Source organism: Novosphingobium sp. ZW T3_23, assembly GCF_044987305.1.
Taxonomy (GTDB): Bacteria; Pseudomonadota; Alphaproteobacteria; order Sphingomonadales; family Sphingomonadaceae; genus Novosphingobium.
This window is the reverse complement of sequence record NZ_JBJDRF010000005.1, coordinates 12,978-38,955: the sequence shown is the minus strand read 5'-3', so window position 1 is coordinate 38,955 and position 25,978 is coordinate 12,978. Positions and strand designations below refer to the sequence as shown.

General features: G+C 64.9%; 21 protein-coding genes. 8 read left to right on the top strand and 13 right to left on the bottom strand.

The window, feature by feature from the left end:
- Nucleotides 1-36 precede the first annotated feature (36 nt).
- On the bottom strand, nucleotides 37-840 hold the full coding sequence (locus ACI3K3_RS04615) for a helix-turn-helix domain-containing protein (protein WP_404912432.1): 804 nt from the start codon (nucleotides 838-840) through the stop codon (nucleotides 37-39).
- Nucleotides 841-1,139: 299 nt separating this feature from the next.
- On the opposite strand from ACI3K3_RS04615, the gene ACI3K3_RS04610 reads away from it, so the two are divergent.
- Nucleotides 1,140-2,102 carry an enoyl-CoA hydratase/isomerase family protein gene (locus ACI3K3_RS04610; protein ID WP_404912431.1) on the top strand — a complete coding sequence of 321 codons (963 nt, stop codon included), beginning with the start codon at nucleotides 1,140-1,142 and terminating at the stop codon, nucleotides 2,100-2,102.
- Here the strand turns inward: ACI3K3_RS04610 and ACI3K3_RS04605 are convergent.
- From ACI3K3_RS04605 to ACI3K3_RS04585, 5 genes are all read right to left on the bottom strand, one after another.
- Entirely contained in the window at nucleotides 2,025-3,470 is a 1,446-nt protein-coding gene (locus tag ACI3K3_RS04605) for an amidohydrolase family protein (protein ID WP_404912429.1), read from the bottom strand. The genes ACI3K3_RS04610 and ACI3K3_RS04605 overlap by 78 nt on opposite strands.
- Nucleotides 3,464-4,663: a CoA transferase gene (locus ACI3K3_RS04600; RefSeq protein ID WP_404912427.1), complete on the bottom strand. Its 1,200-nt coding sequence runs from the start codon at nucleotides 4,661-4,663 to the stop codon at nucleotides 3,464-3,466. Before ACI3K3_RS04600 ends, ACI3K3_RS04605 begins: the two co-directional genes overlap by 7 nt.
- Nucleotides 4,653-6,152 (bottom strand): class I adenylate-forming enzyme family protein, encoded by a 1,500-nt coding sequence (locus ACI3K3_RS04595; protein ID WP_404912426.1) that lies wholly within the window; start codon nucleotides 6,150-6,152, stop codon nucleotides 4,653-4,655. Before ACI3K3_RS04595 ends, ACI3K3_RS04600 begins: the two co-directional genes overlap by 11 nt.
- A 47-nt stretch (nucleotides 6,153-6,199) precedes the next feature.
- A complete protein-coding gene (locus ACI3K3_RS04590; protein ID WP_404912424.1) occupies nucleotides 6,200-6,490 on the bottom strand; it encodes a hypothetical protein in 291 nt (96 codons plus the stop codon).
- Between the two features lie 66 nt (nucleotides 6,491-6,556).
- Complete coding sequence (locus ACI3K3_RS04585; RefSeq protein ID WP_404912422.1) at nucleotides 6,557-7,786, bottom strand: CaiB/BaiF CoA transferase family protein; 1,230 nt, start codon at nucleotides 7,784-7,786, stop codon at nucleotides 6,557-6,559.
- A 91-nt stretch (nucleotides 7,787-7,877) separates the two neighbouring features.
- Between ACI3K3_RS04585 and ACI3K3_RS04580 the strand changes: the two genes are divergently transcribed.
- Both ACI3K3_RS04580 and ACI3K3_RS04575 read left to right on the top strand, forming a co-directional pair.
- Complete coding sequence (locus tag ACI3K3_RS04580) at nucleotides 7,878-8,093, top strand: hypothetical protein (protein WP_404912421.1); 216 nt, start codon at nucleotides 7,878-7,880, stop codon at nucleotides 8,091-8,093.
- A gap of 68 nt (nucleotides 8,094-8,161) precedes the next feature.
- Nucleotides 8,162-8,476: a hypothetical protein gene (locus ACI3K3_RS04575; protein ID WP_404912419.1), complete on the top strand. Its 315-nt coding sequence runs from the start codon at nucleotides 8,162-8,164 to the stop codon at nucleotides 8,474-8,476.
- A 117-nt stretch (nucleotides 8,477-8,593) separates the two neighbouring features.
- Here the strand turns inward: ACI3K3_RS04575 and ACI3K3_RS04570 are convergent, their stop codons facing one another.
- Both ACI3K3_RS04570 and ACI3K3_RS04565 read right to left on the bottom strand, forming a co-directional pair.
- Nucleotides 8,594-9,082 (bottom strand): MarR family winged helix-turn-helix transcriptional regulator, encoded by a 489-nt coding sequence (locus ACI3K3_RS04570; protein ID WP_404912417.1) that lies wholly within the window; start codon nucleotides 9,080-9,082, stop codon nucleotides 8,594-8,596.
- Between the two features lie 26 nt (nucleotides 9,083-9,108).
- Nucleotides 9,109-10,362, bottom strand: a complete 1,254-nt coding sequence (locus ACI3K3_RS04565; protein WP_404912563.1) for an acetyl-CoA C-acetyltransferase — start codon at nucleotides 10,360-10,362, stop codon at nucleotides 9,109-9,111.
- Between the two features lie 262 nt (nucleotides 10,363-10,624).
- Between ACI3K3_RS04565 and ACI3K3_RS04560 the strand changes: the two genes are divergently transcribed.
- On the top strand, nucleotides 10,625-12,277 hold the full coding sequence (locus tag ACI3K3_RS04560) for an MFS transporter (RefSeq protein ID WP_404912415.1): 1,653 nt from the start codon (nucleotides 10,625-10,627) through the stop codon (nucleotides 12,275-12,277).
- A gap of 91 nt (nucleotides 12,278-12,368) precedes the next feature.
- Complete coding sequence (locus tag ACI3K3_RS04555; RefSeq protein ID WP_404912413.1) at nucleotides 12,369-13,409, top strand: dihydrodipicolinate reductase; 1,041 nt, start codon at nucleotides 12,369-12,371, stop codon at nucleotides 13,407-13,409.
- Between the two features lie 3 nt (nucleotides 13,410-13,412).
- Here ACI3K3_RS04555 and ACI3K3_RS04550 read toward each other — a convergent pair whose 3' ends face one another.
- From ACI3K3_RS04550 to ACI3K3_RS04540, 3 genes are all read right to left on the bottom strand, one after another.
- Nucleotides 13,413-15,806: a putative bifunctional diguanylate cyclase/phosphodiesterase gene (locus ACI3K3_RS04550; RefSeq protein WP_404912411.1), complete on the bottom strand. Its 2,394-nt coding sequence runs from the start codon at nucleotides 15,804-15,806 to the stop codon at nucleotides 13,413-13,415.
- A gap of 101 nt (nucleotides 15,807-15,907) precedes the next feature.
- A complete protein-coding gene (gene glmS, locus ACI3K3_RS04545) occupies nucleotides 15,908-17,731 on the bottom strand; it encodes a glutamine--fructose-6-phosphate transaminase (isomerizing) (RefSeq protein WP_404912409.1) in 1,824 nt (607 codons plus the stop codon).
- A gap of 134 nt (nucleotides 17,732-17,865) precedes the next feature.
- Nucleotides 17,866-18,729, bottom strand: coding sequence for a TIGR00266 family protein (locus ACI3K3_RS04540; RefSeq protein WP_404912407.1), 864 nt, complete (start codon nucleotides 18,727-18,729; stop codon nucleotides 17,866-17,868).
- Between the two features lie 201 nt (nucleotides 18,730-18,930).
- Here ACI3K3_RS04540 and ACI3K3_RS04535 point away from each other — a divergent pair, with 201 nt between their 5' ends.
- Nucleotides 18,931-19,647 carry a tetratricopeptide repeat protein gene (locus ACI3K3_RS04535; protein ID WP_404912405.1) on the top strand — a complete coding sequence of 239 codons (717 nt, stop codon included), beginning with the start codon at nucleotides 18,931-18,933 and terminating at the stop codon, nucleotides 19,645-19,647.
- A gap of 64 nt (nucleotides 19,648-19,711) precedes the next feature.
- Here ACI3K3_RS04535 and glmU read toward each other — a convergent pair whose 3' ends face one another.
- Nucleotides 19,712-21,082, bottom strand: coding sequence for a bifunctional UDP-N-acetylglucosamine diphosphorylase/glucosamine-1-phosphate N-acetyltransferase GlmU (glmU, locus tag ACI3K3_RS04530; RefSeq protein ID WP_404912403.1), 1,371 nt, complete (start codon nucleotides 21,080-21,082; stop codon nucleotides 19,712-19,714).
- 59 nt (nucleotides 21,083-21,141) lie between these two features.
- On the opposite strand from glmU, the gene ACI3K3_RS04525 reads away from it, so the two are divergent.
- Both ACI3K3_RS04525 and ACI3K3_RS04520 read left to right on the top strand, forming a co-directional pair.
- Nucleotides 21,142-21,840, top strand: coding sequence for an HAD hydrolase-like protein (locus ACI3K3_RS04525; RefSeq protein WP_404912401.1), 699 nt, complete (start codon nucleotides 21,142-21,144; stop codon nucleotides 21,838-21,840).
- Nucleotides 21,841-22,026: 186 nt separating this feature from the next.
- Entirely contained in the window at nucleotides 22,027-22,905 is an 879-nt protein-coding gene (locus tag ACI3K3_RS04520) for an oxaloacetate decarboxylase (protein ID WP_404912399.1), read from the top strand.
- Nucleotides 22,906-23,032: 127 nt separating this feature from the next.
- Here ACI3K3_RS04520 and ACI3K3_RS04515 read toward each other — a convergent pair whose 3' ends face one another.
- Nucleotides 23,033-25,882 carry a M16 family metallopeptidase gene (locus ACI3K3_RS04515; protein WP_404912398.1) on the bottom strand — a complete coding sequence of 950 codons (2,850 nt, stop codon included), beginning with the start codon at nucleotides 25,880-25,882 and terminating at the stop codon, nucleotides 23,033-23,035.
- Between the last annotated feature and the right edge of the window lie 96 nt (nucleotides 25,883-25,978).

The window sequence follows — 25,978 nt, the reverse complement described above, 5'->3', positions numbered from 1 at the left end:
CCCTTCTTTGTCCGGTGCGACCCGATCAGGATGTCATCATGCGGCGTGGGGAAGCTGCTCGGGCTCCGCCATGGGCGTAGGGTCGGGCAGGCATTTGCGCATCGCATCGCTGAGCGATTGCAGCAGCGCTTCGGAATTGACCTTGTCATCCTTGCCGTAGATCAGGCTGATCACCAGGGGATGTCCTTCGGGCTGACGCGGAAGGAGGCCCGAAAGCGCCTCGGCGCCGCTGCCGAAACCAGCGGGACCGAACACGTAGCGGGGATCCCGGCAGGTATCGATCCGGGTCATCATGTCCGAGAACTGGAACTTGTCGAGCTCGGTGGCTTCCGCGTTGAGGCGACGCACCATGCCTTCGCAGCGCTGACGCGCGATCGTGGAGAGCATGAGCCAGCCGGCGCCGTTCCGGCCCAGCGGTTCCTTGATCCCGCCCGCGAGTTCGCGAGTAGCGGCAAGAGCGCGCGGGCCATGGCGCCAGTTCACGATCTGCACGTCCAGCCCGACCATCGAGGTCAGGGCGACCGACAGTCCGGTCTGCGCGACGAGGCGGTCCATCAGGCGAACGATGCGTCCGTCGCGGACGAGTTCGGGCTGGCCGGAAGTGCCGATCAGCGCTGCTCGCGGCGTGAGGCTGTAGGCACGCGAATAGGGATCCTTGTGGAGCAGGCCCAGTTCCACCAGGCTCGATAGCAGCTCCGACGTGCTCGACTGCGGGCGGTTATAGCGGCGGACGATGTCCATGACGGTTGCTTCACGATGGGAGTCGTCGAAATACTCGAGAACTTCGATGACGCGGCGGGCGATCTTCGCCTTGTTCGATGAGGTCGTCTTTCCAGGCATGAGGTCTCTCCTCCCTCAGGGTGGTGATGGAAACTCACTTCTCTCCGCGAGTCGGTCTCTATAAAACTGAGCCTGACTCGTTTTTTGCTAAGCCTGGTTAGCATCACTGCGATGATGCATCAATAGGCTTCGCACACGCGATGGCCTTTCCCTTTCGGGAACCGCACGAATTCGGAGGAAATCGTGGAATCTTCCCGTGGACATTGCGCCGAAGCGCCATTTTCGGAGGGTGAGACGCTTCGGATTGTGCAGAGGATCTCGATCTGGAAGAAACGGTGAGATTACCGTGAAGGAAGATGATGCACGATAGTTTCGACGCCATGATCCTGCGTGCCTCGGATCTGGGCGGCGCCGGAAGCTTGCCGGACTGGCCGGTTGGATTCGTGGACCTGTCGAGAGAGAGTTCCGAAGCCGAAATCGGCGTTCTCCCGAGGTTTCCGCTGATAGGTTTCGGAGCCGCCGATCATCCCCTGGCTACGCGCCTCGATGCGTTCCTGGAGCCCCGGTTCACACGGGAATCCGTGATCGCCGCGACGGCCGCGCAGCCGCTTGCCGCCGCCATCGTGACGCAACTTCTGCGGATCCTGCCCCATCTGCCCGACGAGGAGGCTCTTACCGCCGAATCGCTTGCCTATGCCACCTTGCAGGGCAGCGCGGCCCATCGGGACTGGATCGACGGGCGGCCTTCTATGAGCGCTCCTTTGCCGGAGGGCAGGGTGGAGCTTTCAAGAGACGGAAATGCCCTGACGGTGGTCCTCGATCGGCCCGAAGCGAATAATGCAATCGATCGCCCGATCCGGGATAGACTGCACGAAGCGTTCGCTCTGGCCAATGCCGATCGCACTATCGAGCGCGTCGTCTTGCAAGCGCGTGGCCGCAGTTTCAGCCTGGGCGCGGAACTTGCCGAATTCGGCACGACGCGTGATCCGGCTCTTGCCCATGCGATCCGCGGAACCACCCTGCCTGCGCGCGAGGCGGTGAAGTGCAGGGACCGTATGGAGGTTCATGTGGACGGCGCTTGCGTGGGCGCGGGCCTGGAACTGGCCGCGTTCGCCTCGCGCATCGTGGCAACCCGGCGATCGTGGTTCCAGCTTCCCGAACTGGCGATGGGCATACTTCCAGGAGCGGGCGGTTGCGTGTCCGTCAGCCAGCGAATCGGCCGCCAGCGGACCTTGTTGATGGTGCTAAGCGGTCGTCGGCTCAATGCACGAGAGGCGCTGGACTGGGGGCTGGTCGATGCTCTGGTGGACGACCCGACCTGAAGCGATGGTGATTCGTACGTCGCGAGCATTCAGTCGGACGCGCGCGGCTTGCCAGGGGCGATCGAGCAGGCACAAGTCCGCAGGCTCTCCCACTGCCACCCGGCGCTCACGCCGGAGATCCATCGGATCGCACAGATAGAGCGCCAAAGCCTGCTCCGGGGTGAGGGTCTCTTCCTCGTTGAAGGCCGCGCCCGCCGCTGTGCGCCGATGGACCGCGGCATGCATGGCGCTCCAGGGATCGGCAGCGCCGTAAGGGGCGTCGCTTCCTCCGGCGAGGACCAGCCCCGCTTCCCGCAGGCTGCGAAGCCGGTAGAGATCCGGGTGGCAGGCCGGTTCGATCTCGGCCAGATAGCGGTCTCCATGTGCTGCAACGAACTGGGGTTGCACGCAGATTGCGATGCCGAGCGCGGCGATCGCCTGGACAAGGGCGGACGGAACGACGGAGGCATGTTCGATGCGGTCGCCGGCTCGCGTTCCTGTCGCTTCGAACAAGGCCAGCGTGAACACCAGCTCGACTTCGGTGACGCAATGAACCGCCACGTCGCGGCCCTGGCCATGGGCCTGCGTGATCCAGCGGCGCGTTTCGTCGAAATCCGGCAGGGCGCTTTCGTGCAGGTGAAGCTTGGCGGGGCCGAGACGCAGGCCGTCTGGAACATCGGTGTCGAGAAATGCCTCGGTGAGCGAGAGTGCACCGCCGAGGACAACCGATTGCCGCAGTGTGCCGTCGTTCTGTTGCGCCGCGAAATGGTCGGCGATCCGCGCATCGTTGGCGGGCGAAAGGTCGGTGAGGCCGGTGATGCCGAACGATGCGAGGCAGGCGCTGGTCTTGCCGAAATCGGGCGGGGAACCGCCGAGCGCGCCTTGCAGCCAGCGATCCTCGTCGAACAGCCGGCCGGTAAAGCCTGCGCCATCGCGTTCCAGACCTGGCGACGGCGCGGCCTGCCGAAGCAATTCGTCGAGAGCGGCACTGTTCAGGAACCACATCCGGCCGGTGCGGTGCTGGATCCGCAGCGGACGGTCCGACACGATGGCATCGAGCATGGCCGCGTCGGGAAGCTTGCCATCCAACACGCTTTCGCACAGCCCGACGCCGCGCAGCCAGCCCTGCCCCGGCAAGGCGAGGGCGGCGACCAGATCGTCACGGTTTGAAACTTGCGGAGGGCCGCAGGCGACGGAGGCGTCCCGCACGGCGAGCCCGGCCAAATGGATGTGATGATCGTGAAGGCCCGGCAGGAGGGCGCCCCCATGAGCCTTGATCACCGGCTCTCCGGGGCGAGGGGCAAGATTGCCGATGGCAACGATGGTTCGCCCCTCGATGCGCAGGTCGGCCACGCCCTGCCTGTAGATTTCGGCATCGCGGATCAGCATGCGACGCACGCCCCCAGATAGCGGTCGGTATCGGCGCCGATCGGCCGGACCGGAGCCGTCAACGCGCGCCGGGACACGTGGGGGAAACCGCTGCCGACGGCTCGCCCCCAGGCGCGCAACTCGCCTTCGAACGCCGCGCGATCGTGGGCGCGTTCCTCTGCAACAGCCATGGCGGTAATCGCGCTCATCGAGAGGCCGATGCGCTTTGCGCGCCCTTCGTGCAAGGCGCGAAGCACGGTGCGGGCGCCGACGATTCCGGTGAGCGGGTCGGCAATGGCATCGCCCACATATCCCACTTCGCCCGTGACCTCCGCGAGCGCCCGCGAAAGCCCCCCGGCCACACCGCAATCGTTGCCGATGCCCACCCAATCGGCGGCCTCTCCCCGCGCACCGTGGCCCGTTACCGTCAGCCAGACCAGCCCCGGAACCTCCCGGACCAGGGCGGCCGCATCGATGCCGAGGTGGCGCAGCGCCCTGGGGCGCGAGCTTTCGATCACCACGTCCGCACGCCGGATCAGGTCGATGAGGCGGGCCTTCTCATCGGTGCTGTCGAAGTCGACCAGCAGGCTGGCCTTTCCCTGGTTGATCAGGTCGAATGTAGCGGGATCGTCACGGCGTATGAGGTCGGGACGCGTGCGGCTTTCCACTTTGACGACGTCCATGCCCGCTTGCCAGAGCAAGTGCCCCGCCAGAGGGCCAGCCCAGATTGCCGAGAGATCGACGACGAGGGGCCGGTGTCCGATCGGTCGGGACCGGGCTTTGCCAAGTTCAAGCACTTCGATGGGGGGTGAAACCGGGTCTTCGTCAATTCCGGCGACGGGAAGGCCAAGGAGGCGCCCGCGCTCGACGAGATTGTGGCAGTCATGCGCCAGGGTGGCGGCGGCGATGGCATCGTTGTCGTGGATGGCGAGCGTGGCGTCACCGAACAGCGCGGGAAGCAGTTCACGATCGATCTCGCGGATCAGGGTCAGGGCGAACCATCCGCCGTCGCGGGTCGGCAGGAGGCGGCTGCCGCCCAGACCGGCGGAGATGGGTCCGCGAATCCGGTAGCCGCCGTTGGCGCCGCGTTCCCCCAGCAAAGTGGCACCGTCGAGACGGGGCAGGCCATGGTCGCGCGCGAGCGCCTCCAGTTGCCGGTCCGCCCAGCGTGCCAGCGGGATCGCCGGCCCGGTCGCGGATGGTTCAGCCGGCAAGTACGTCCTTGACCTTGCGGCGCAGCAGCTTGCCCATCTCGTTGTAGGGCAGCTCCGAAAGGAACACGATTTTCTCCGGCACGCGCGATGAGCGCAGGCGGGCGCGGACGAGATCCTTGATGTCGGGCTCGGCGGGGGCGTCGTGGCCTTCGCGAAGGACGATCGCGATTCCCACCGCTTCGCCCCATTCGACGGAGGGGATGGCGCAGGCGCAGGCGTCTGCGATGGCGGGATGAGTCAGCAGCACGTCCTCGATTTCCCCTGGCGACATGTTTTCGCCGCCGCGCACGATCACATCGTCGGCCCGGCCGGAAAGGAAGAGATAGCCATATTCATCCATGTATCCCGCATCGCGCGTGGGGAACCAGCCTTGCGCATCGAGCGCGCTCTTTTCCTTGTATTCGCCCGAGACCTGTTCGCCGCGCACATAGATTTCGCCAGGCTCGCCGGGGGGCAGGACTTCGCCGTTCTCGCCGCGGATCTCGATTTCCACGGTGGGGATGGGCTTGCCGAGCGAGGTGAGCCTTGCGCGCACCGCCGGATCGTCCGAAACCAAGGCTTGGCGGTGGTCTTCAGGGCCGAGCAGGGCCACCGTGGAACTGGTTTCGGTGAGCCCATAGGCATTGGTGAAGCCGGTTTCCGGAAACAGGTCCAGCGCCTTGCGGATCACCTCCATGGGCATCTTGCCGCCGCCATAGGCGATCGAGCGCAGGCTCGACACGTCCGCTCCGCCGGTCCGTTCCATGGTTTCGATGATGCGCGAAAGCATCGTCGGCACGACGAAGGCGTTCGACACGCGTTCCGCAGCGACAAGCTCCAGCCATGCTTCGGGAGAGAAGGCGGGCAGCATGACGATCGTGCGCAGGGCGTAGATCGAGGAGAGCAGGGCGGAAATCCCCGCGATGTGATAGGGCGGCACCACCACGAGCGCTGCGTCCGCTTCGTCGGCCGAGCCGAATTCGACAGTGCCGAGGATATAGCCGAGCAAATTCGAGTGACGCAGGATTGCGGCTTTCGGAGCGGCGGTCGTGCCGCTGGTGAAAAGCTGGATCGCAACCCCTTCGCCGGGATCGTATTCGCGGGCATCTTCGGCCGGGACGGTTTCCTGCGCCTTGAGCGCAAAGTCCTCGCGCGCGAGCACGGTGTGTCCCTGATCGCCCGCAATGCGGATAATGCGCTCTTCGTCGCCGATGACGAGGGCCGGAGCGATGCGATCGAGCAAGGCGGCAAGGTCCGCATCCGGCAGGCGATAGTTCAGCGGGCAGTAGGGCACGCCCGCCAGCGCCGCCCCGAACACCGCGATCATGGCCGCTTCGCTGCTCTCGTCGAGCAGGGCAACATACTGTGCGTCGCTTTGCCGGATGAGTTCGAAGGCGCCTCTGGCGGCATCCAGGAGATCGCCGTAAGTCCACCGCTTCCCCTCGCAGACGAGGCCGACGCGGTCCGGTGCGGCTTCAGCCGCCATTTCGAGGAGGAGGGCGATGTTCATCGTTTTGAGGTGCCTTGAATCGCGTGCCGTGAAGCGGCCGTTCGGGGTCAGTCCGAGGCCGGAAGCGGCTTTGCATCCTTCACCACCAGAGCCACTCCGTCGACCGAGAGCGAACCCTTGCCGGGTTTGACGCAGAGCAGTTCGTACTTGCCGTCGGCGTCGACATAGCGCTTGCCCATCAGCGTGCCGGCCGAGAAGTCGGCGGCAAGGGGCGAAAGATCGGCGGGTTTGGCTTCACCCATCGGCGCGCCGCCGCATTCGATCGTGCCGTCGGCGCAGCGGATCACCATGACCTCGGTATCGCAGGCGGCGCTCTTGAGACGGGTTCCAGGCTTCATCTTCTTGGTCCTTGAGGTCGATTTGCAGTTAGTCTGAATTCCGGAGGATCTGGCGGCGGTCCTGCCTCAGGCAATGGCGCCCTTGGATTTGAGTTCCTCGATCCGGTCCCATTCCACGCCCATTTCCATGAGGACGATTTCGGTGTGCTCGGAAGCCTGCGGGGAGCGCGTCGTCTCCAGCGCCTCGCCGTTGAACTGGACGGGGCCGCGCACCAGCTTCAGCGGTTTTCCGCCATCGGCGCCTTCCACTTCGATAAGCATGTCGTTCGCCAGCGCCTGCTCGTCCTCGGCAAGTTCCAAGAGGTTCAGGATCGGCGCCCATTGGCCCTTCAGGGTCTTCAGATGTTCCCGCCAGTAGGCGAACGGCTTTTCGGCAAAGGCTTCGACCAGGATGTCGCTGGCAGGCTTCGCATTCTCGATCAGGCTGAGCACATCCTGGAAGCGCGGATCGTCGGCGGCTTCGGGCCGGCCCACATGTTCGAACGTGTCGCGGATCAGGCCGGTGGGGCTGACCATGCACAAGTTGATCGTGCGGTCGTCCGACGTCCAGAAGTTGCCCATGAACGGGTTCTTCTTGCCGCCCCCCGAACTCGGCATCGAATTCTTCGAGATTATGCCGGTCTCGACGGCCTGCGCGATGTTGGCGCCCGATGCCCAGGCCGCCGTACTCATCAAGGAGACATCCAGTTCGGCGGCCTCTCCGGTCTTCTCGCGGTGGAACAGCGCCGCCGAGATGCCGCCGGCGATGAACATGCCGCCGATGGAATCGCCGAATGCGGGCATGCCCTGAGACAGCGGGCCGGGCAGTTCCGGCGGGGTCATGCAGTCGGCGATGCCGCTGCGGGACCAGAACGCCGTGCCGTCGAACCCACCCTTTTCGCGTTCGGGGCCCTTGTCTCCCCAGGCGCTGCCGCGCGCGTAGATGATGTTGGGATTGGCGGCGCGGATATGTTCCACATCGAACCGGTTCTTCTGGCGAACCTGCGGCAGGTAGTTCGTGAGGAACACGTCGCACTGCTTCGCCAGCTCGTAGAGCAGTTCCTGGCCCTCCGCCGTCGAGAGATCGATGCCGACGCTGCGCTTGCCGCGGTTCGGATGCTCGAACAGGGTGTGGCGCAGGGGGTCGAGCTGAACGCCGCCCATGTTGAGGAAGCCGCGCTGGGTATCGCCGCGCACCGGATGCTCGATCTTGATGACGTCCGCACCCCAATCGGCCAGAATTGCGCCGGCTGCGGGCGTGAACGTGAATTGCGCCACTTCGAGGACGCGCACACCCTGCATCACCTTCGTTGCCATGTTCAGCCAGTCCCCGTCATCGCTGTAATTTTTTCACCAACCCTCGCGCCGCAAGACTGGATTTCCGCCCTTGCCGAGGTTGCTTTCGGATGTGAGCGCAAAGGCTGGCACTGGCAACCCGCGCGCCATCGTGCCGACGATCATGCCGCGCCTGCCGGCTTTCATACGCCGGTGCGATCTTGCCGTGCTGCAGTGCACACTGCAAAAAACAGCGCAGCAGCGTGATTGTGCGCGGATGCAAAAAATGTTTGCGCAAATGCAGAAATCACAATTGACCGAATGTTCAAAAACTCCTAACCTAGGTTAGTAATGAGGCAGGGCTTGCACTTTCGAGCTCTCCCAGAACGACAGATAAAGTTTTTTGGAGATGCCAAGATGAACAAGTTCGTTGCCCTTGCCGCTGCCGCTTCCGTCGCCACCTTCGCCGTCGTTCCGGCCGCCTTTGCCGAAACCACGCAGTCGGTTCGCGCCGTTACCGAAGAAGCCGCCGCGCCTCTCGACCTGACCGCCGGCAAGATGCTCTATGTCGCCAACGGCCGCCTTGCGCCGATCTATCGCGTCGCTGCGGACGGCAATCCGCAGGTGATCCTCAACGGTCGCCTTGTGACCGTACCGGCTTCGAGCCTCTCGTCGGTCGACGGCAAGCTGATCACCTCGCTCTCGAAGAAGGACATCGCTTCGGCGAAGTAAGTCCTTTCTCAAAGCGCACAAGAAAAGGGCGGCTCTCGCGAGCCGCCCTTTTTGCTTTCGTGCATCGCTGAGACACTGGCTTAAGATTTGGCCCGCAACCGCGAGCCTGCCAGCTGATCAGCCGCGGTTTACGTTGTCGTAGATGCGGCTCATGTAATCGCGGAGCTGCTCGATTTCGTCGTCCGAAAAGCCCTGGAACATGCGGTCCTCGCTCTCGTTGGCGATCTCGCCCAGCTGGTCGAGAAGCGGCTTGGCCTTGGGTGTCAGGTAGACCGCGCGGGCGCGGCGATCGTCCGTCCGGTCGCGGCGTTCCAGCAGTCCTTCCGCGCAGAGGCGGTCGATCAGGCGGCCGGCGGAGGCCTCCGACATCTCCAGATATTCCGCGACGCTACGCTGGGTGGAGCCCGGATTGCGGGCGACCACGGCGATCATCGCCCACTGCGAACGGGTGACGTTGAGCGTCGCCACCTTACGGTCGAAATTATTGCGCTGGAGGCGGGATATCACGGTCATGCGCAAGCCGACCTGCCGACGGACGCTGATGTCGCGGCCGTTGAGGGCCTCGCCCAGTTTTCCGGTCAGCTTTTCTTCAGCCTCGGTATCCACGCAATACTCCTGATTCATTCCGGCGGTCAGACGCGCTCTATCACGATCGCCGGCGCCATGCCGCCCGCCGCGCACATGGTGATGAGGCCATAGCGGCCTCCCGTGCGTTCGAGTTCGTCGAGCGCGGTGCCGATAAGTATCGCCCCGGTCCCCGCGATGGGATGGCCCAGCGCGATCGACCCGCCATTCGGATTGACCTTCGCGCGGTCCAGGTCAAGGTCGCGCACGAATTTCTCGACGACCACGGCAAAAGCCTCGTTCACTTCCCAGACGTCGATCTGGTCCTTGGTGAGTCCCGCCTTGGCCAGAACCTTTTTCGCCGCTGGAACCGGGCCGTTGAGCATCAGGGTGGGGCAATCGCCGGTCTCGGCCATGGCCACGATGCGCGCGCGGGGCTTCAAGCCGTGTCGTTCGGCATAGGCCCCGGAGGCGAGCAGGATCGCCGAAGCGCCATCGACCACGCCGGAAGATATCCCGGCGTGATGGATCGGCTTGATGTCGAGATCGGGATAGACCTGAAGCACGAGGTCGCGGAAGGTCTTGCCCCCCGGTGCGGAAGGCATGTCGAGGAACATCTCGAAAGCCGGCTTGAGCTGGGCAAGGCTTTCGGCGGTGGTGTCGGGACGGGGATATTCCTCATGATCGAGGGTCACCCGCCCCTCATCGTCCTTCACCACGATCGTGGATCTGTCGAACCGGCCTTCGGCTATGGCCCTGGCGGCGCGGCGCTGGCTTTCCACGCCGAGCGCTTCCAGCTCCTCACGCGTGATGCCTTCCATGGCGGCGATGGCATCGGCTGCCACGCCCTGGTTGGTCTGCGGGTGCTTGGCCTGGAGGCGCGGATTGCCGGCACCCATGCCCGCGCTGCCGAGCCCGGCCTCGCGCATCTTCATGCCATGGGCGCCCGCGTAGGACAGCATGTCCATCCCGCCCGCGATCATGAGATCGGACATGCCGGACATGATCATCGCGGAGGCGAGGCTGGTTGCGGTGAGGCTGGAGCCGCAGAAGCGGTTGAGCGTGACGCCCCCGGCCTTGATGTCGTATCCCGCATCGAGCGCGGCCATGCGGCCGATGTCGCCGGCCTGGAGGCCGAGCGCCGCCGATACGCCCCAGATCACATCGTCCACTTCGGCCGTGTCGAAGCTGTTGCGTTCTTTCAGGGCGGCCAGCACGGCAGCGGAAAGGTGCTCGGGGTGCATCGTCGAAAGCGCGCCCTTGCCCATCTTGCCGATGCTGCGCGGCGTGCGGACCGTGTCGATGATATAGGCGTCGGTCACGATCTGCTCTCCTTCGGGAATCTTGTGGTCGGCCAAGTCGGGCGCCGGTTTGAAGCGGCCGTCGTTCCTCGAAGGGGTCATGCTGGTGCCCCGGACGAATTGCAATTGGACGCCGGTTTCCTATCGCCTTGGCGTTGCTTTCAGGTGAAAGTATATCGCGGGAGCGACGCTGCGCTGGAACATCGGCAGGCCGGCGCGACACGGCTTGACGATCCCGCGCGCTGCGCCAACATCTTCTTCCAGGTAGGGCGAAAGGGAGGGAATGGAAGGCAACGAAGAGCCGGGCGGTGCATTCGCACCCTTGCGCGAACCCACGTTTCGGCGGATCTGGATCGCCAGTCTGTTCTCGAATTTCGGCCAGCTTTTCCTCGGTGTCGGCGCGGCATGGGAAATGACGCAGCTGAGCAATTCGCCCAGCATGGTGGCGCTCGTGCAGTCGGCGATGATGCTGCCGCTGGTGCTGGTGACATTGCCGGCAGGAGCGATCGCGGACATGTTCGATCGCCGCCGCATCGCCATGGCGGGATTGACGTTCAGTGCCATCTGCGCGGCGGTGCTGGCCGCCATCGCCTTCGTGGGGCTGGTGACTCCCTGGCTGTTGCTCGGCTTCTGCGTGCTGATCGGCGCAGGGGTGGCCCTCTATTCGCCGTCCTGGCAGGCTTCCATCCCGGAACAGGTTTCCCGCGCGAACCTGCCGGCGGCTGTCGCATTGGGGACCATCAGCTACAATATCGCCCGCAGCTTCGGACCCGCGCTGGGTGGGCTGATCGTCGTCATCTACGGGGCGAAAGCCGTGTTCGGTATGACTTCGCTGCTCTATCTGCCGCTGCTCTTCGCGTTCTTCCTGTGGCGGCGTCGACATGCGCCTTCGCGACTGCCGCCGGAGCGCATGGACCGGGCCATCGTCGGCGGCGTGCGCTATGCGCTTCATGCTCCCGCGATCCGGACGGCGCTCGTAAGGGTGCTGGTCTTCGGGCTGAGCACGGCGACGGCCTCGGCGCTGGCTCCGCTGATCGCGCGTGACCTGTTGCAGGGTGATGCTTCCACGTTCGGCATCCTCCTCGGCGCGCAGGGGGTGGGCGCGGTGATCGGCGCGCTGTTCGTCAGCCGTATTCGTGAGGCGATTTCCACCGAACTGGCGGTGCGGATCTTCGCCGTGGGCACGGGAGTGGCGCTCGTCACGATCGGCATGAGCCGGGATCTCGTCGTGTCCTGCGCTGCGTTCCTGGTGGTGGGGGCCTGTAACATCCTCACCATCGCCATGCTCAATGTGACGGTTCAACTTTCCGCGCCGCGATGGGTTACGGCACGGGCGCTCTCGCTGTTCTCTTCCGCGATCACTGCCGGGATCGCCCTGGGCGCATGGGCCTGGGGCGAGATCGCCAGCGGTCGCAGCGTCGCCTTCGCGCTCGTCGCCTCCGGCATCGCAGTGGGCGCCACCGCCTTGCTGGGATTCATCTTTCCGATAGCGGCGGATCAGACGGACACGGCCGAAGCGCCGCTCCTTCATGAACCGGCGGTAGGAATGGCGCTGACCCTGCGATCGGGGCCGATCGTCATCGAAGTCGATTACGACGTCGACCCGAACCGCGCGCGAGACTTCTACGCGGTGATGATGAAGATGCAGTCCATGCGCAAGCGGAACGGCGGCTTCGAATGGTCGCTCGCGCGCGACATAGCCGATCCGGCGCTCTGGACGGAACGCTATCATTGCCCAACCTGGGGCGACTACTTGCGTCTGCGCGACCGGTTTACCCAGGGAGATTCCGATATCCAGGCGCAGGCGGATTCGTTCAATCGTTCGCATCACGGCAATCGCGTCCGCCGTCGTCTCGAACGGCCGTTCGGATCGGTGCGCTGGAAGGCCGAATCGCTGGATCCCCGGCAGGACACCGTTAGCTGGATCGCTCCGTGATCCGGGCCGTTCCGCCGCTGTTCCCATCCGGGGATTGCGGCGGGGCAGGGGCGCTGGCCTGCTGGCGGCAACCAATCGAGGGAGAGTGATGATGGCGGAAAGCCGCACCTGGCGCGTGATCCAATGGGCGACCGGCAACGTGGGCAGCCGCGCCTTGCGCACGGTGATCGAGCATCCGCGCATGGAACTGGTCGGCCTCTGGGTCAGTTCGCCGGGCAAGGTGGGCAAGGATGCGGGCGAACTCTGCGGCCTTGGACCGATGGGCGTGAAGGCGACGCATTCGCTGGAGGAACTGGTGGCGCTCGATGCGGACTGTGTCCTCTACATGCGGCAAGGCACCGACTGGGATGAAATCTGCGCCTTGCTGGAATCCGGCAAGAACATCGTCACCACGCGAGGGGACTTTCACAATCCGGCGCGAATGGACCCGGTGCTCCGCGAGCGGGTGGAGCAGGCATGCCGAACGGGGAACGCCTCTGTCTACAGCACCGGCTCCAGCCCTGGATTCGTGACCGAGGCGTTGGCGATCCCGCTCATGGCGCTTCAGCGCAGGCACGGCTTGCTCACCATCGACGAATATGCCGATGTCTCCAGTCGCAACTCGCCGAAAATGCTGTTTCAAGTCATGGGGTTCGGTGCGCCCATGGCGCCCTTCGATCAACAGCGGGCAGAGCATCTCAAGGGAGACTTCGGCAGTTCGCTATCGCAGATCGCCGATGCAGTGGGCCTTGAAGTGGACGAGATCGAGGCTTTCGGCGAACTTTCGCCGGCGCAGAGCGACGTGACGATCGCGGCGGGAACGGTTCCCGCCGGAACGGTGGGCGCGATGCGCACCACCATCACCTGCAAGAGCGGGGGCCGCCCCGTCATGCGCTTTCGAGCGAACTGGTACGTCACGCAGGATATCGAGCACGATTGGGACTTGCGCGAATCCGGCTGGCGAATTGCCACTGAGGGGGACACGCCGGTGAAAGTGGACATCACCTTTCCGGTCACAGCGGAAGAATACGCCGCCTACACGCCGGGGCTTACGGCGCATCGGCCGGTCAACGCTATCCCTGCCGTCTGCGCTGCGCCGCCGGGGATCCGCACGACGGCCGATCTGCCGCAGATCCTGCCGATCTTCGGCTAAGATTCAAACCCCCGGAGCCTGCTCGATGGATCGGGGTGACGAACAGGCGCGATTGCGAAACAGGGCAATCGCATCTTTCGCAGACATCGGGCGCCCATAGTAATAGCCCTGGATCTTGCCGCAGCCCAATTTGCGGATCATGTCGACTTCCCTCTCGGTTTCGGCACCTTCGGCAGTCGTGGACATGCCGAGACTGTCGGCCATGGCGACCACGGCGCGGACGATCGCCAGGCTTTCCGCATTGCCGGTCGCCGCGCCCTGAACGAAGGACCGATCTATCTTGATGGTCGAGAACCGAAGCTTGCGCAGGTAACCGAGGGAGGAATAGCCGGTGCCGAAGTCGTCCAGCGCGACCTTGCAGCCGAGCGCCATGACCTGTTCCAGCGCCGACCGGGCCAGCGTGGCATCGCGCAGGAAGATGCTCTCGGTCACTTCGAGTTCCAGCCGTGCGGCGGCGAGCCCGCTTTCGGTGAGAGCCGACACGACACTGGTGACGAAGTTCGGATCGAGCAATTGTTCGCCCGATACGTTGGCGGCGACGCGCACATGCTCTGGCCAGTTCATCGCTTCGCGGCAGGCTTCGCGAAGAACCCACTGCCCGATGGGGACGATCTGCCGGGTGTCTTCGGCAAGCGGGATGAACTTGACCGGGCTGATCGTGCCGTGCTCCTCGCTGTTCCAGCGCAGCAGCGCCTCGAAGCTGACCAGGGTTTCGTCCCGCGCATCCACCACCGGCTGGAAGCAGAGCGAGAACTCCCGGCGCTCCAGTGCACGGCGCATCGAGAACTCCAGCTTGCGGCGTTCCTCGGCATGGGCGTGGAGCGCAGGCTCGTAAGGAAAATGGGCGTTGCCGCCTTCGTCCTTCGAGCGATAGAGCGCGAGATCGGCGTTGCGCATCAGGGTTTCCGCCGTCGCTCCATCGCGCGGACCGATGGCCGAACCGATGGAGACGCCGACGAAGAGGGTGTGATGATCGACCTGGTAGGGCTGTGAAAGGCTCCGGATGACGCGCTGCGCCACCTTTTCCACGTACCCTGGTTCCGAAGCGTCGCGAACGACCACTGCAAATTCGTCGCCGCCCAGGCGGCCGCAGACTTCGCGTTCGGTCATCTGCTCCTTCAGTCGTTCGGCAACGCGCGTCAGCAACTGGTCGCCAACGTGGTGGCCGAGTGTTTCGTTGATCGTCTTGAAGCGATCGAGATCGATCATCAGCAGCGCGCAGCGCATGCGCAATTGCGAGGCATGAGAAAGCGCCTGGCCCAGGGCCTCGGTCAGCATCAGGCGGTTGGGCATGCCGGTGAGGGGATCGTAGCGGGCGAGCCAGGCGATCTTATCCGAATTCTCGCGCGCCTCGGTGACGTCCGAGCCCAGGCCGCGGAACCCTTCGAACCGGCCGCTTTCATCGAATTGCGGTGTACCCGAAAGCTCCCACCATCGCGGCCTGCCGCTTACGGTGGCGCGGACCAGCAGGTTGGAGAAGCTTTCGCGCCGCTTGAGGCGTTCGGCCAGATCGTGCAGGCTTGCCGGGAAGTCTCCGGTTTCCCAGGTTGGGCCGGCGATCAGTTGAAGGAACGGCAGGCCCTCCATCTCGCGGGCATCCATGCCCATTGCGAAGGCGAGGCGGGGCGAGGCGGCCCGGATGCGGCGGGCCGGATCGGTCTGCCAGAGCCAGTCGGCTTCGCCTTCTTCGAATTCGCGCATCAGCAGCGAAACCACTTCGTCGCGCTCGACCATGCCTGCTTCGGCGACTTTGCCGACCAGGAACTGCCGGGCGGACTGGACGGCTCCGGCCAAGACGACGACGATGAAGGCAGAGGTGACAAGGGCAACGTCATAGAGGCCGAGAGACAGGAAGCAGGCCACGGCCGAACCGCCGACGATTGCGGTGAAAACCAGCGTACCGAATGCAACGCCGGGGACCAGCACGGCGAATGCGGTCATCAGCATCGCCACTACGGTCCACAGCATGACCTGGTCGCGCGGTTCCAGGAATGGGCCGAATCCGCATAGAAGGAGCGACCAGATCAGTCCTTTTGCGGCGATCGCGGTGAAATAGGTGCGGATCTGATCCGGCCGGGGGCCAGTGCCTTCCGCATTCGCAAGCGCTCTTTCCGCGCGAGCCGCGTACCAGCCGACGATACAGACGGCTGCGATCCAACCGAGGATCGGGCGATAATCGAAATGCGGCCCCAGCAGCGCGACAGCGGCCAGCATGGCGGCGAACCGCGTTGCGGCACGGGCGACGGGTGCCCGCCCAAGGCAGGCATATTGAAGCGCACGCAATTGTCCCCAGTCGCATGCCGCGCTCGAATCGCTATCCCGCCGGGCAAACCCAAGGATCGCGGAGACCGGCAGTTCCTGCGGCAGCGGGTGAATGGAATGTGACCGCTTTCTCACAAACTAGCCTTTACCGGGCGAAGCCTTATCGCCCGGTAAACCATAGCGCATTTGCCGTTGCGGTGAAGGCGCCCGCTCTGGGGAAAGCCTCCGATCCGGCGCTATTCGACGGTGACGCTCTTGGCCAGGTTGCGCGGCTGATCCACATCGGTGCCTTTTACACAGGCGACGTGATAGGCCAGCAACTGGGCGGGAACGGCGTAGACCAGGGGTGCGATAAGCGGGTGGACGCGCGGCATCTCGATCGTGGCTATGCAGCCTTCGCCCGCTTCGGCAATGCCTTCCGCGTCCGAAATCAGCACGACCTTGCCGCCGCGCGCACGCACTTCCTGCATGTTGCTGACGGTCTTCTCGAACAGCGGGCCCGACGGGGCGAGCACGATCACCGGCACCGCCTCGTCGATGAGGGCGATGGGGCCGTGCTTCATCTCGCCCGAGGCATAACCTTCGGCATGGATGTAACTGATTTCCTTCAGTTTCAACGCGCCTTCGAGCGCCAGCGGATAGTCCGGGCCGCGGCCGAGATAGAGCACGTCCCGAGCCGGGGCGATGAGGTGCGCCATAGCGGCGATCTCTTCGTCATGATCGAGCGCGGCATTGAGGCTGGCGGGGGTTTGGAGCAGATGCTGGACCACCTCGCTCTCTTCCGCCCGGTCCATGCGGCCGCGCTTCACGGCGAGATGCGCGGCAAGGGCGGCCAGCACGGCAAGCTGGCAGGTGAAGGCCTTGGTGGAAGCCACGCCGATTTCCGGACCGGCGTGCGTCGGCAGCAGCAGGTCCGCCTCGCGCGCCATGGTGCTGGTGGGCACGTTGACAACGACGGCGATGGTCTGGCCGGCGGCCTTGCAATGCTTCAGCGCTGCCAGCGTATCGGCCGTCTCGCCCGACTGCGAGATGAACAGAGCCAGGCCGCCGGGTTCCAGCACCGGGTCGCGGTAGCGGAATTCGGAAGCCACATCGATGTCGACCGGCAGGCGCGCGAAAGTCTCGATCCAGTACTTGGCCACCATACCCGCGTAGAAGCTGGTGCCGCAGGCGACGATGGTGATGCGCTTCACCGTCGAAAGGTCGAAGTCGATCTGAGGCAGAGCCACCGATTCGTCCACCTGGTGGATGTAGCTGCGCAGGGTCTGCGCCACCACGGTGGGCTGCTCGAAGATCTCCTTCTGCATGAAGTGGCGGTAATTGCCCTTCTCGATGGCGACGGCCGAGGCGCCGGAGGAGACGATCTCGCGCTCGACCGGGTTGTTTTCAGCATCGAAGATGCGCGCGCCTTCACGGGTGATCACCACCCAGTCGCCTTCCTCAAGGTAGGAGATGCGCTGGGTGAGCGGGGCGAGGGCCAGGGCGTCCGAGCCGACATAGGTCTCGCCTTCGCCGTAGCCAACCACCAGCGGCGAGCCGAGGCGGGCGCCGATCAGCAAGTCCGGATGCTGACGGAAGGCGATGGCGAGCGCGAAGGCACCGCGCAGTTGCGGCAGCACGATCTTCACCGCCTCTTCCGGCGACAGTCCGGCTTCGACCTGCTCGGAAACGAGGTGGGCGACCACTTCGGTATCGGTCTGGCTCTCGAAGGTGCGACCGCGCGATTCGAGGGCCTCGCGCAGAGGCTTGAAGTTCTCGATGATGCCGTTGTGAACCAGAGCGAGATGCTCGGTGGCGTGCGGATGCGCATTGGCGGCGGTGGGCGCGCCGTGGGTGGCCCAGCGGGTGTGGGCGATGCCAATCAGACCCGGCGCCGGATCTCGGGCGAGTTCGTTGACGAGGTTGATCAGCTTGCCCTGGGCGCGGCGGCGGATGAGCTGGCCATTCTCGACCGTGCAGACGCCCGCACTGTCATAGCCGCGATATTCCATGCGCCTCAGGCCGTCGACGAGCCGATCCGCGACCTGTTCCTTGCCGACGATGCCGATGATTCCACACATTGTGCTTGCTGTACCCTGGTTCGAAACGAAACTGCCTTACCGATACCTCGATAATGGTTGGTGTCTGGTGACGCCACCATGAAGGCTTGGTAATGTGTGCAAAGTGGTTGGCTTTTCGGATGTAATCCGCCTGCTCAATCGTCTCCGCTGAGCAGGGCTCCGATCCCGCCGACTGCGCCAAGGCCCAGCAGGGTGCTCTCACCGCGGTTCTGCCCGCCGAAAGGCATTGCGGAGGCCATCATCCGCCCGGCCAGGCGCGAGAACGGCAGCGACTGGATCCAGACTTTCCCCGGACCGCGCAGCCGCGCGAAGAACACGCCTTCGCCGCCGAAAATCATCGATTTGACCGAGCCGGCACGCACCAGGTCGAAGTCTATGCCGGAGGTGAAGGCGGCGACGCAGCCGGTGTCGATGTGAAGTTCCTCGCCGGGTTCCAGCGTTTTCTCGATCACGGTGCCGCCCATCTGCACGAAGACCCAGCCGTCGCCGTCGAGGCGCTGCATGATGAAGCCTTCGCCGCCGAACAGGCCGGTCATGATCTTCTGCTGGAAATGGACGCCGATCGACACGCCGCGCGCGGCACAGAGGAAGGCGTCCTTCTGACAGATCAGGCGGCCGTCCACCTCGTCCAGCTTGATCGGCACGATCGAGCCGGGGATCGGCGCCGAAAAGGCGACACGGGCCTTGCCGCGACCTTCATGGGTGAAGACAGTCGTGAACAGGCTTTCGCCGGTGACGAGGCGCTTGCCGGCGCCGAGCAGCTTGCCCATGAAGCCGCCGCCCTGTTGACCCGCGCCGTCACCGAACACGGTGGACATGGTGATCGAAGAGTCCTTCCAGACCATCGCGCCAGCTTCGGCCACCGCGCTTTCGCCGGGATCCAGCTCGATCTCCACGAACTGGAGTTCATGCCCCTTGATCTCGAAATCGACATCGTCCGCGATCGCGGCGCTGCGCCTATGGTTCGAAGGGCTTTGGGTCCAAGGACTGTTCGACATGTAAACTCCGGTAATCGGGACAGATTCGTTGCGTTCTATGTGGGAATCGTGAAAGTTCTTGTCAAATAGCGCTCGTCGGATAGTCTGGACGCTTGGACGAACACCGTTCCGACTAAAATCGCCCGGCAAGACCTTTCGGTTCAAGAAACCGCTGGTTCAAGACTGGGGCGCGATCGGTGTTCCTTGAGAGGATAAGCGCCGATGAACTTCAACAAGAAGTCGGTTTCATTCGTTTTCATCGGCCTGGCCAGCATAGGTGGGGCTTTTTCCGGAGCTGCTTCCGCGCGGGACATCGGCAGTGCGTCGGTTGTGAACACCGCGCTTCATGTCGATAGCCGCAGCGACGTCAGCAAGGGTTTCGCCCTCATTCGCGCAGGCAAGCCGGCGCAGGCCGTCAAGATGTTCGATTCGGTGATCCTGGCCAACGAACAGGCGCTGGGCGGGGACGTTCGCCCTCGGCTCTGCCAGTCGAAGGCGACGCCGGAACCGATCGTCGCCGGCAAGGCGGTGGCGGTGAGCAGCGCGGTTTGCGATGCGCATTTCGGCAAGGGCTTCGCGCTCGTCGATCTCGGCCGGGGCGATCTCGCTGAAGCCGAATTGCGCCGCGCCACCGAGCTCGCGCCGACCGATGCGCATTTCGCCAACGAGTATGCGGAACTGTTCAAGTCGCGCCGCGAATGGCAGCGTTCTTACGACCTGTTCGCGCATGCCTGGGACATCGTGGACAAGAGCACGTCCGGCGGTGATGCCGGGATAGCGGCGCGGGCGCTGCGCGGCATGGGCTATACCAAGATCGAGATGGGCCAGCTTGGCGAGGCGGAACGGCTGTTCCGTCAATCGCTGGAGTACGATCCCGCCAATGCAGGCGCCAAGAGCGAGCTGGACTTCATCGCCCAGAAGCAGGCTATCGGCGCCTGATCGCGGCCTGATACTGATAAGTTCGTCAGGGAGGACGGGCGGTCCATGGGCCGCCCGTTTCCTGTCAACCTCCTGACTTCTCGGCTTTCTTTTTCTTCATGGCATCGTGGAAGCGGTCGGCCCAGCCGGGCTTGACCAGCTGTTCGCCGCGAACGAGGCGCAGTTCGCCATCGGCCACGTCTCGGGTCACCGTGCTACCGGCGGCGACGATGGCATCGGCGCCGATCTTCACTGGCGCGACGAGGGCGCTGTTCGAGCCGATGAAGGCGCGTTCACCGATGACGGTGCGGTGCTTGAAATAGCCGTCGTAGTTGCAGGTGATAGTCCCCGCGCCGAGGTTTGCCTTGGCGCCAACGATTGCATCGCCGACATAAGTGAGGTGATTGGCCTTGGCGCCTTCACCCAGTTCGGCATTCTTTACTTCGACGAAATTGCCCACCTTGGCGCCCTTGCGCAGGACCGCGCCCGGACGCAGGCGCGCATAGGGCCCGATGGCGACGCCGCTTTCCAGCGTGGCGCCTTCGAGGTGCGAGAAGGCGTGAATGACCACATTGTCGGCCACCGTCACGCCGGGTGCGAAGACCACGTTGGGCTCGACGGTAACGTCCCGGCCCAGCTTGGTGTCCCAGGCGAAGAACACCGTTTCCGGGGCGATCAGGGTAGCGCCGTCTGCCATGGCGGCGATGCGGCGCTTGGCTTGCCAGCGCGACTCGGCCTCGGCCAGTTCGCCGCGGCTGTTGATGCCGCCCACTTCATCGGGATCGGGCGTGACGATCACCGCGCAGGCACGCCCTTCCAGCGTCGCGACATTGACGATGTCCACCAGGTAGTATTCGCCCTGGGCGTTGTCGTTGCCCACGCGGGCGAGCAGGTCGAACAGGTCGGCGGACTTTACCGCCATGAGACCGGAATTGCAGAGGCGGCAGGCGCGCTGTTCTTCGGTGGCGTCCTTGTATTCCACCATCATCGCGATGCGCCCGTCGTCATGGGCGAGGACGCGGCCGTACTGGAGCGGATCCTCGGGCTCGAAGCCGAGAACGACCACAGCGGGCGAATCGTCGGCATGAAGCCGGTCGATCATCGCCCGCATCGTCGCGGTGCTGACGAAGGGCACGTCGCCGTAGAGAATCAGCACGTCGCCCGTGAAATCCGCCAGCGCGCCTTCGGCCTGCTGCACCGCGTGGCCGGTGCCCAGCTGCGGTTCCTGCACCGCGATCGCGGCGCGGCTGCCAAGCGCTTTTTCAAGCTGCTCGCGGCCGTGACCGGCCACCACCACCTGCCGCTCCGGCGCCAGTGCGGCTGCGCTTTCCAGCAGGTGTTCCAGCATCGGGCGGCCGGCTATGGGATGGAGCACCTTGTGCAGGTCACTCTTCATGCGAGTGCCCTTGCCGGCGGCGAGGACGACGATAGCGAGAGGGGTGGAATGTTCGACCATGCGCATCACTTGCCAGCAAATTGTTGCGGTTTCCACAGCGACAAGCCACTGATCTGCGAATGACGGACTTCCCTTTCGATATCGTCGGTTTCGATCTGGACGGAACCCTGCTCAATTCGCTTGGCGATCTGGGCGTTGCACTCAATCACGCCCTGTCCCTGGAGGGGCGGGCGGCTATCCCGAAGGATGCGGTGCGCGACTTGGTCGGCGGCGGCGCCCGGAAGATGCTGGCCAAGGGGCTGGAGGTTACCGGCGGGTCGGTTTCGGACGCGCGCCTGACCGAACTGCACCAGGCGCTGATCGACTTCTACAGCGATCATATCGCCGTGGAAACGCGGCTCTATCCCGGCGGTGAAGCCATGCTCCAGGGGCTGGCGGCGCGGGGGGTGAAGATCGCGGTCGTGACCAACAAGCTGGAACGGCTGGCCGTTAAGATCTTCGCGGAGATGGAGCTTTCGCACCACTTCTTCACGGTCATCGGCGGCGATACGCTCGGCCCCGGTCGCGCCAAGCCCCGGCCGGACCTCATCGAACTGATGCTGGAGCGGGCCGGAGGCGTGCCGATCCGGGCGGCCTTCGTCGGCGATACGACTTACGATACCGGTGCGGCGGCGGCGGCGGGCGTTCCCTGCGTGGCGGTGAGCTTCGGGTTCAACGACAGGCCCCCGCAAGAACTTGGCGCGACGGCGGTTATCGATCACTTCGACGAACTGATCCCGACGCTCGAACGTATCGGTGCGGCAGCCGAAACCGCCTGAGAGCCCGTTTGAAAATTCGCTGAAGGCGAATTTCGCGGCGCGGGCCGGTGCCGCTCTAAAAATGCCCCTGCGGGCATTTTTCAAACGGACTCTGATCACAACGCCCTGCCGATAAGCGGGGCCACGGCTTGTGGCGCAGACGCAATCGTGCCAGCCCCTGCTGGACAGGAGCGGGAGAGAAACGCGATGCCGACGCCGGGTGAAAAACTGCGCGCGCTGATCGAGAACGGCGAGCACTTCGTGGCCGCCGAAGCCTATTCGGCGCTGACCGGAAGGATCGTCGAGCATGTCGGCTTCAAGGCGGCCTACCTCGGCGGACATGCCTGCTCGGCGTTTCATTATGCGGTGCCCGACAACGGCATCTTCAGCCAGGTCGAGATGATCGAGCAGTCGGCCCGCATCGCGCAGGCCATCGATATCCCGCTGATCGTCGATGCCGATACCCTGGGCGAGACGGTGGCGGACGCGTACCACTTCACCCGCCGCTACGCCGCCGCCGGGATCGCCGGATATCATGTCGAAGACGAGGTGAACCCCAAGCACTCAAAGCACGTCAACGGGCTCTGCTCGATCGAGGACATGCAGTTGCGCATCGAGGCCGGGGTGAAGGCGCGGGGCGATTCGGGGCTCGTCATCATCGCGCGCTGCGATGAACTCTATACCATCGCCAATGGCGGCGGCGGCACCGGTTCGGTCGAGGAAGCGATAAAGCGCGGGCATGCCTATGCCGAGGCCGGGGCGGATGCCATCGTCTTCGCCAGCGCGCCGCCGGAGCAGCAGGCCGAAGTCATTCCGCATATGCCGATTCCCGTCTGCACGCTCGGCTTCAACTTGCCGAACACCGCCTTCACGCTCTCCACAGCCTGGGGCTGGGTTTCGGCGGCGGTCGGCCATCTGGCGATGGCGCGCGAGTTGATGGAAACCGGGGCGGTGAAAAGCGCGATGAATGCCTTCACCAACTTCCCCGAGAAGTACGATCTGATCGACCAGAAACTCTACGATGACCTGATCGTCGGATGGGCGGAGCGGACGGGCCGGCCGACGCGGCCCAATCACGCGCGGTAGGAGAAGTACCCTCACGTCTTGCGGCGCAGCCAATAAGGCGTGCAACGCAGCCATGGGCGCCGGACGGATAGGCGAGGCGCAACATCGACAGTAGCGGGGTGCAGGGGCGATGGCCCCTGCCTTTCACTTACTTCTTCGAGACTTTTTCAGGCTCCGGCAAGACAAGAACCTCCAGCCCCTGCGCCGGATCGAGATAGCGCTGCGCCATCGCCTGGACATCTGCGGAAGTGATGGTCATCAGCCGATCGCGGGCCTTGCTGAAGCGTTCGATGCGATCGGGTTGGCTCTGCGCGCGATCGACCAGCGAAAGCCAGCCGGCATTGCCTTTCAGCGCATTCTGGTAGGCTTCGACGAGCGGCGCGCGGGCGCGTTGCAGCATATCATCGCTGACCGGCGCCGCGCGCAGTTCGCGCAGGACTTTCACAATGGCCTCGCGTCCGGCGGGGACGTCCGCCACGTCGAGCGAGGCGGCGATGGCGAAAGTGCCGTACCCCTTCCAGTAGCGGGAAAGCGAGCTTCCGGCGGAGGGCGAATAGGCCTTGCCGAGCGCCTCGCGCAGGCTGTCGGTCAGTTCGATGCGCACGACGCGTTCCAGCATCTGCAGCTTGAGGGCATCGAGCGGATCGGCATCGTCGCGGGTGGGCCAGGTCAGGCGGAGCAGGGCCTGGTCCGTGGGGCCGGTGTGGCGGACGACGCGGGGGGTGCGATCGGCGGTGAAAGTGCGGGGCGGTTGTTCGTCGTAGGGCCGGAAGGCGGCTTCGCGCGAGGGAAGGGCGCCGAAAGTGGCAGCCACGAAGGCGATGGCTTTCGCCTCGTCGAAATCGCCGACAATCCCGATTTCGAGAGCGCAGCCTGCGAGCCGGTCGGAGATGGCGTCGCGCAGCTTCGCGTAAGTCAGCTGGCGATAGGCTTCCACCGGCTGGAGACTGAAGCGGGGGTCGTTGTCCGAGACGATCCGTCCAAGGTCCGCGCCCAGTGCCGAGGATGGCGTCGCGCGAAGCTGGGCGAAAGTGTTGTTCACCTGCTGCCGGTACTGCACCTCGCCTTCCTGGCGGTAGCCGGGATCGGTGACGAGCGCTGCGAGCAATTGCAGCTGCAGTTCGAGGTCGCGCGGGGTGGTGGCGGTCTGCGCATCGAAGCTTGCGGCATCGCTGGAGAGCCCGAAGCCCAGGGAATGGCCCGCCATGATGCTGTCGAGGTCGTCGCGGCTGTGCTTGCCCAGACCGCCTTTTTCCAGCCAGCCGACCATGTCGGTGGCCAGGGGATTTTCGCGCGTGTCCAGCATGTCGCCGCCGTCGATGGACAGGCTCACGCGGATGCGGTCCTTCTCCAGCTCGGTCTGCTTGAGATTGAGCATGACGCCGTTGGCGAAGCGAAGCCTACGGATGCCGAGCAGCGGATCCTGCGCGTCGCCGACCACAGCGCCGGGCTTGCCGAAATCCGTGTAGGCGAACTGCGCCGCCGCCTGCCCGTCCTCGCGCGGGATCGGACCGCGCATGGCGCGTTTCCACGTGTCGCGGATGGCCGGCTCTCCGCCTTCGGGCGCCTTGCGACCTTCGAAGCGGATCAGCGGTTTGTCGAGCGCGACAGCCTCGCGTCTCAGCGCGGCAAGCACGGCTTTGGGCGTGATGGCGGGTGCGAAGGATTCGAAGCGCTCCAGCGCCGAGGAAGGCGTGGAAGGGACGATGCCGTCATCGACGAGCGCCAGCGCGATCGCCGCCAGCGTCGCATTGCTGCGCGTGTTCGCGGAACCGGCGGCATTGATGAGCGAAGTCCGCAACTGCGCGAGCTGCTCGGCGATTTCTCCGGCGCCGAAGCCATGGGCGAGGGCGCGGCGATATTCACGGGCGGTGGCGTTGACGCCTTCTGCCCACTTCCCGTCGACGCTGTCGATGATGAGGCGGGTGGAGCGGGCGGTCTCGAAGACGTCTCCCGTGCCGAACCCGGCCCCGCGAAACGGCGGCTCGGCACTGCGCGACAGCCGTTGGAGGCGGCGATTGACGACCGCGTAGCCGATAGAGCGGAGCAGGTTCTCCTGGCGCTGGGCGATGGTGTCGGGCTCGTCCAGCCAGCTGCCGTTGCGCTGGATCACCACGCGTTCGGAAAGGGCCGGGTCGATCCACAGGCCGGTCCTGCCGCGGTCCTTGCGATCCACGGGTCCGGCATCGGGCTGCGGTTCGGCGGCGGGGCCTTGCCAGTCATTGAAGTGGCGGACGATTCCGGCTTCGACCTGCTTCGGATCGAAGTCTCCGACGACCACCAGGGTAACTTGGGACGGGACGTATTCGCGCTCGTAGAAGGCGCGGAGGCTCTGCGCGTCGGCAGCATCGAGCGTGGCGACGGTGCCGATCGGGAAGCGGCTGGCGTAAAGGGCGCGGGGGTAGAAGAAGCGCGCCGAATCGATGGCATTGCGCAGCGAGAACGTGTTGCGGTCGCGCATTTCCGAGAGGATCACGCCGCGCTCACGCGAGACGGCGCCTTGCGAGATCGTCAGCTCGCTGGCCGTCTCGCGCATCAGCATCAGCGCGGTGTCCAGCAAGGCGGCGTCGTTGCGGGGCAGGTCCAGCTTGTAGACCGTCTGTTCGAAACTGGTGGAGGCGTTGGTGTCGGCGCCGAAGGCAAGCCCGTCGCGTTCGAGCAGCGGGATCATCTTGCCCTCGGGAACGCGCGTGCTGCCGTTGAAGGCCATGTGCTCGACGAAGTGCGCATAGCCCTGTTCGCGCTCATTCTCGTCGAGAGAGCCGGCGGAAACTTCCATCCGCACCACCCCGGTCCCGGCGGGGGTGGCATTGTGGCGGATCACGTAGCGCATGCCGTTGGCGAGGCGGCCGAACCGGAAATCGGGATCGACAGGCACGTCGCTGGTTTCGAAGGCCCAACGCGTGTCGTCGATGCGCGCGTCCTTGGCCAGGGCGGGCACGGCAGCGGCCGGAAGCGAGGCGGCAAGGACCAGCGCGGCGATGAGAGCAGTTCGCATGGCGATGGCCTGCCTCAGCAAGCCGCTGATAACAAGGGGGCGTGGGCAGGGGAATTCAGGAGCCGTGTGCGGCGAAGACGGCAAAAAGCCCGGCGC

Coding starts and splice junctions, on each gene's coding strand:
- ACI3K3_RS04615 (WP_404912432.1), bottom strand. CDS start 840: ATGCCTGGAAAGACGACCTCATCGAACAAGGCGAAGATCGCCCGCCGC.
- ACI3K3_RS04575 (WP_404912419.1), top strand. CDS start 8,162: ATGAACAAGTTCGTTGCCCTTGCCGCTGCCGCTTCCGTCGCCACCTTC.
- ACI3K3_RS04610 (WP_404912431.1), top strand. CDS start 1,140: ATGCACGATAGTTTCGACGCCATGATCCTGCGTGCCTCGGATCTGGGC.
- ACI3K3_RS04535 (WP_404912405.1), top strand. CDS start 18,931: ATGAACTTCAACAAGAAGTCGGTTTCATTCGTTTTCATCGGCCTGGCC.
- ACI3K3_RS04555 (WP_404912413.1), top strand. CDS start 12,369: ATGGCGGAAAGCCGCACCTGGCGCGTGATCCAATGGGCGACCGGCAAC.
- ACI3K3_RS04590 (WP_404912424.1), bottom strand. CDS start 6,490: ATGAAGCCTGGAACCCGTCTCAAGAGCGCCGCCTGCGATACCGAGGTC.
- ACI3K3_RS04520 (WP_404912399.1), top strand. CDS start 22,027: ATGCCGACGCCGGGTGAAAAACTGCGCGCGCTGATCGAGAACGGCGAG.
- ACI3K3_RS04605 (WP_404912429.1), bottom strand. CDS start 3,470: ATGCTGATCCGCGATGCCGAAATCTACAGGCAGGGCGTGGCCGACCTG.
- ACI3K3_RS04540 (WP_404912407.1), bottom strand. CDS start 18,729: ATGTCGAACAGTCCTTGGACCCAAAGCCCTTCGAACCATAGGCGCAGC.
- ACI3K3_RS04585 (WP_404912422.1), bottom strand. CDS start 7,786: ATGGCAACGAAGGTGATGCAGGGTGTGCGCGTCCTCGAAGTGGCGCAA.
- ACI3K3_RS04595 (WP_404912426.1), bottom strand. CDS start 6,152: ATGAACATCGCCCTCCTCCTCGAAATGGCGGCTGAAGCCGCACCGGAC.
- ACI3K3_RS04525 (WP_404912401.1), top strand. CDS start 21,142: ATGACGGACTTCCCTTTCGATATCGTCGGTTTCGATCTGGACGGAACC.
- ACI3K3_RS04515 (WP_404912398.1), bottom strand. CDS start 25,882: ATGCGAACTGCTCTCATCGCCGCGCTGGTCCTTGCCGCCTCGCTTCCG.
- ACI3K3_RS04560 (WP_404912415.1), top strand. CDS start 10,625: ATGGAAGGCAACGAAGAGCCGGGCGGTGCATTCGCACCCTTGCGCGAA.
- glmS (WP_404912409.1), bottom strand. CDS start 17,731: ATGTGTGGAATCATCGGCATCGTCGGCAAGGAACAGGTCGCGGATCGG.
- glmU (WP_404912403.1), bottom strand. CDS start 21,082: ATGGTCGAACATTCCACCCCTCTCGCTATCGTCGTCCTCGCCGCCGGC.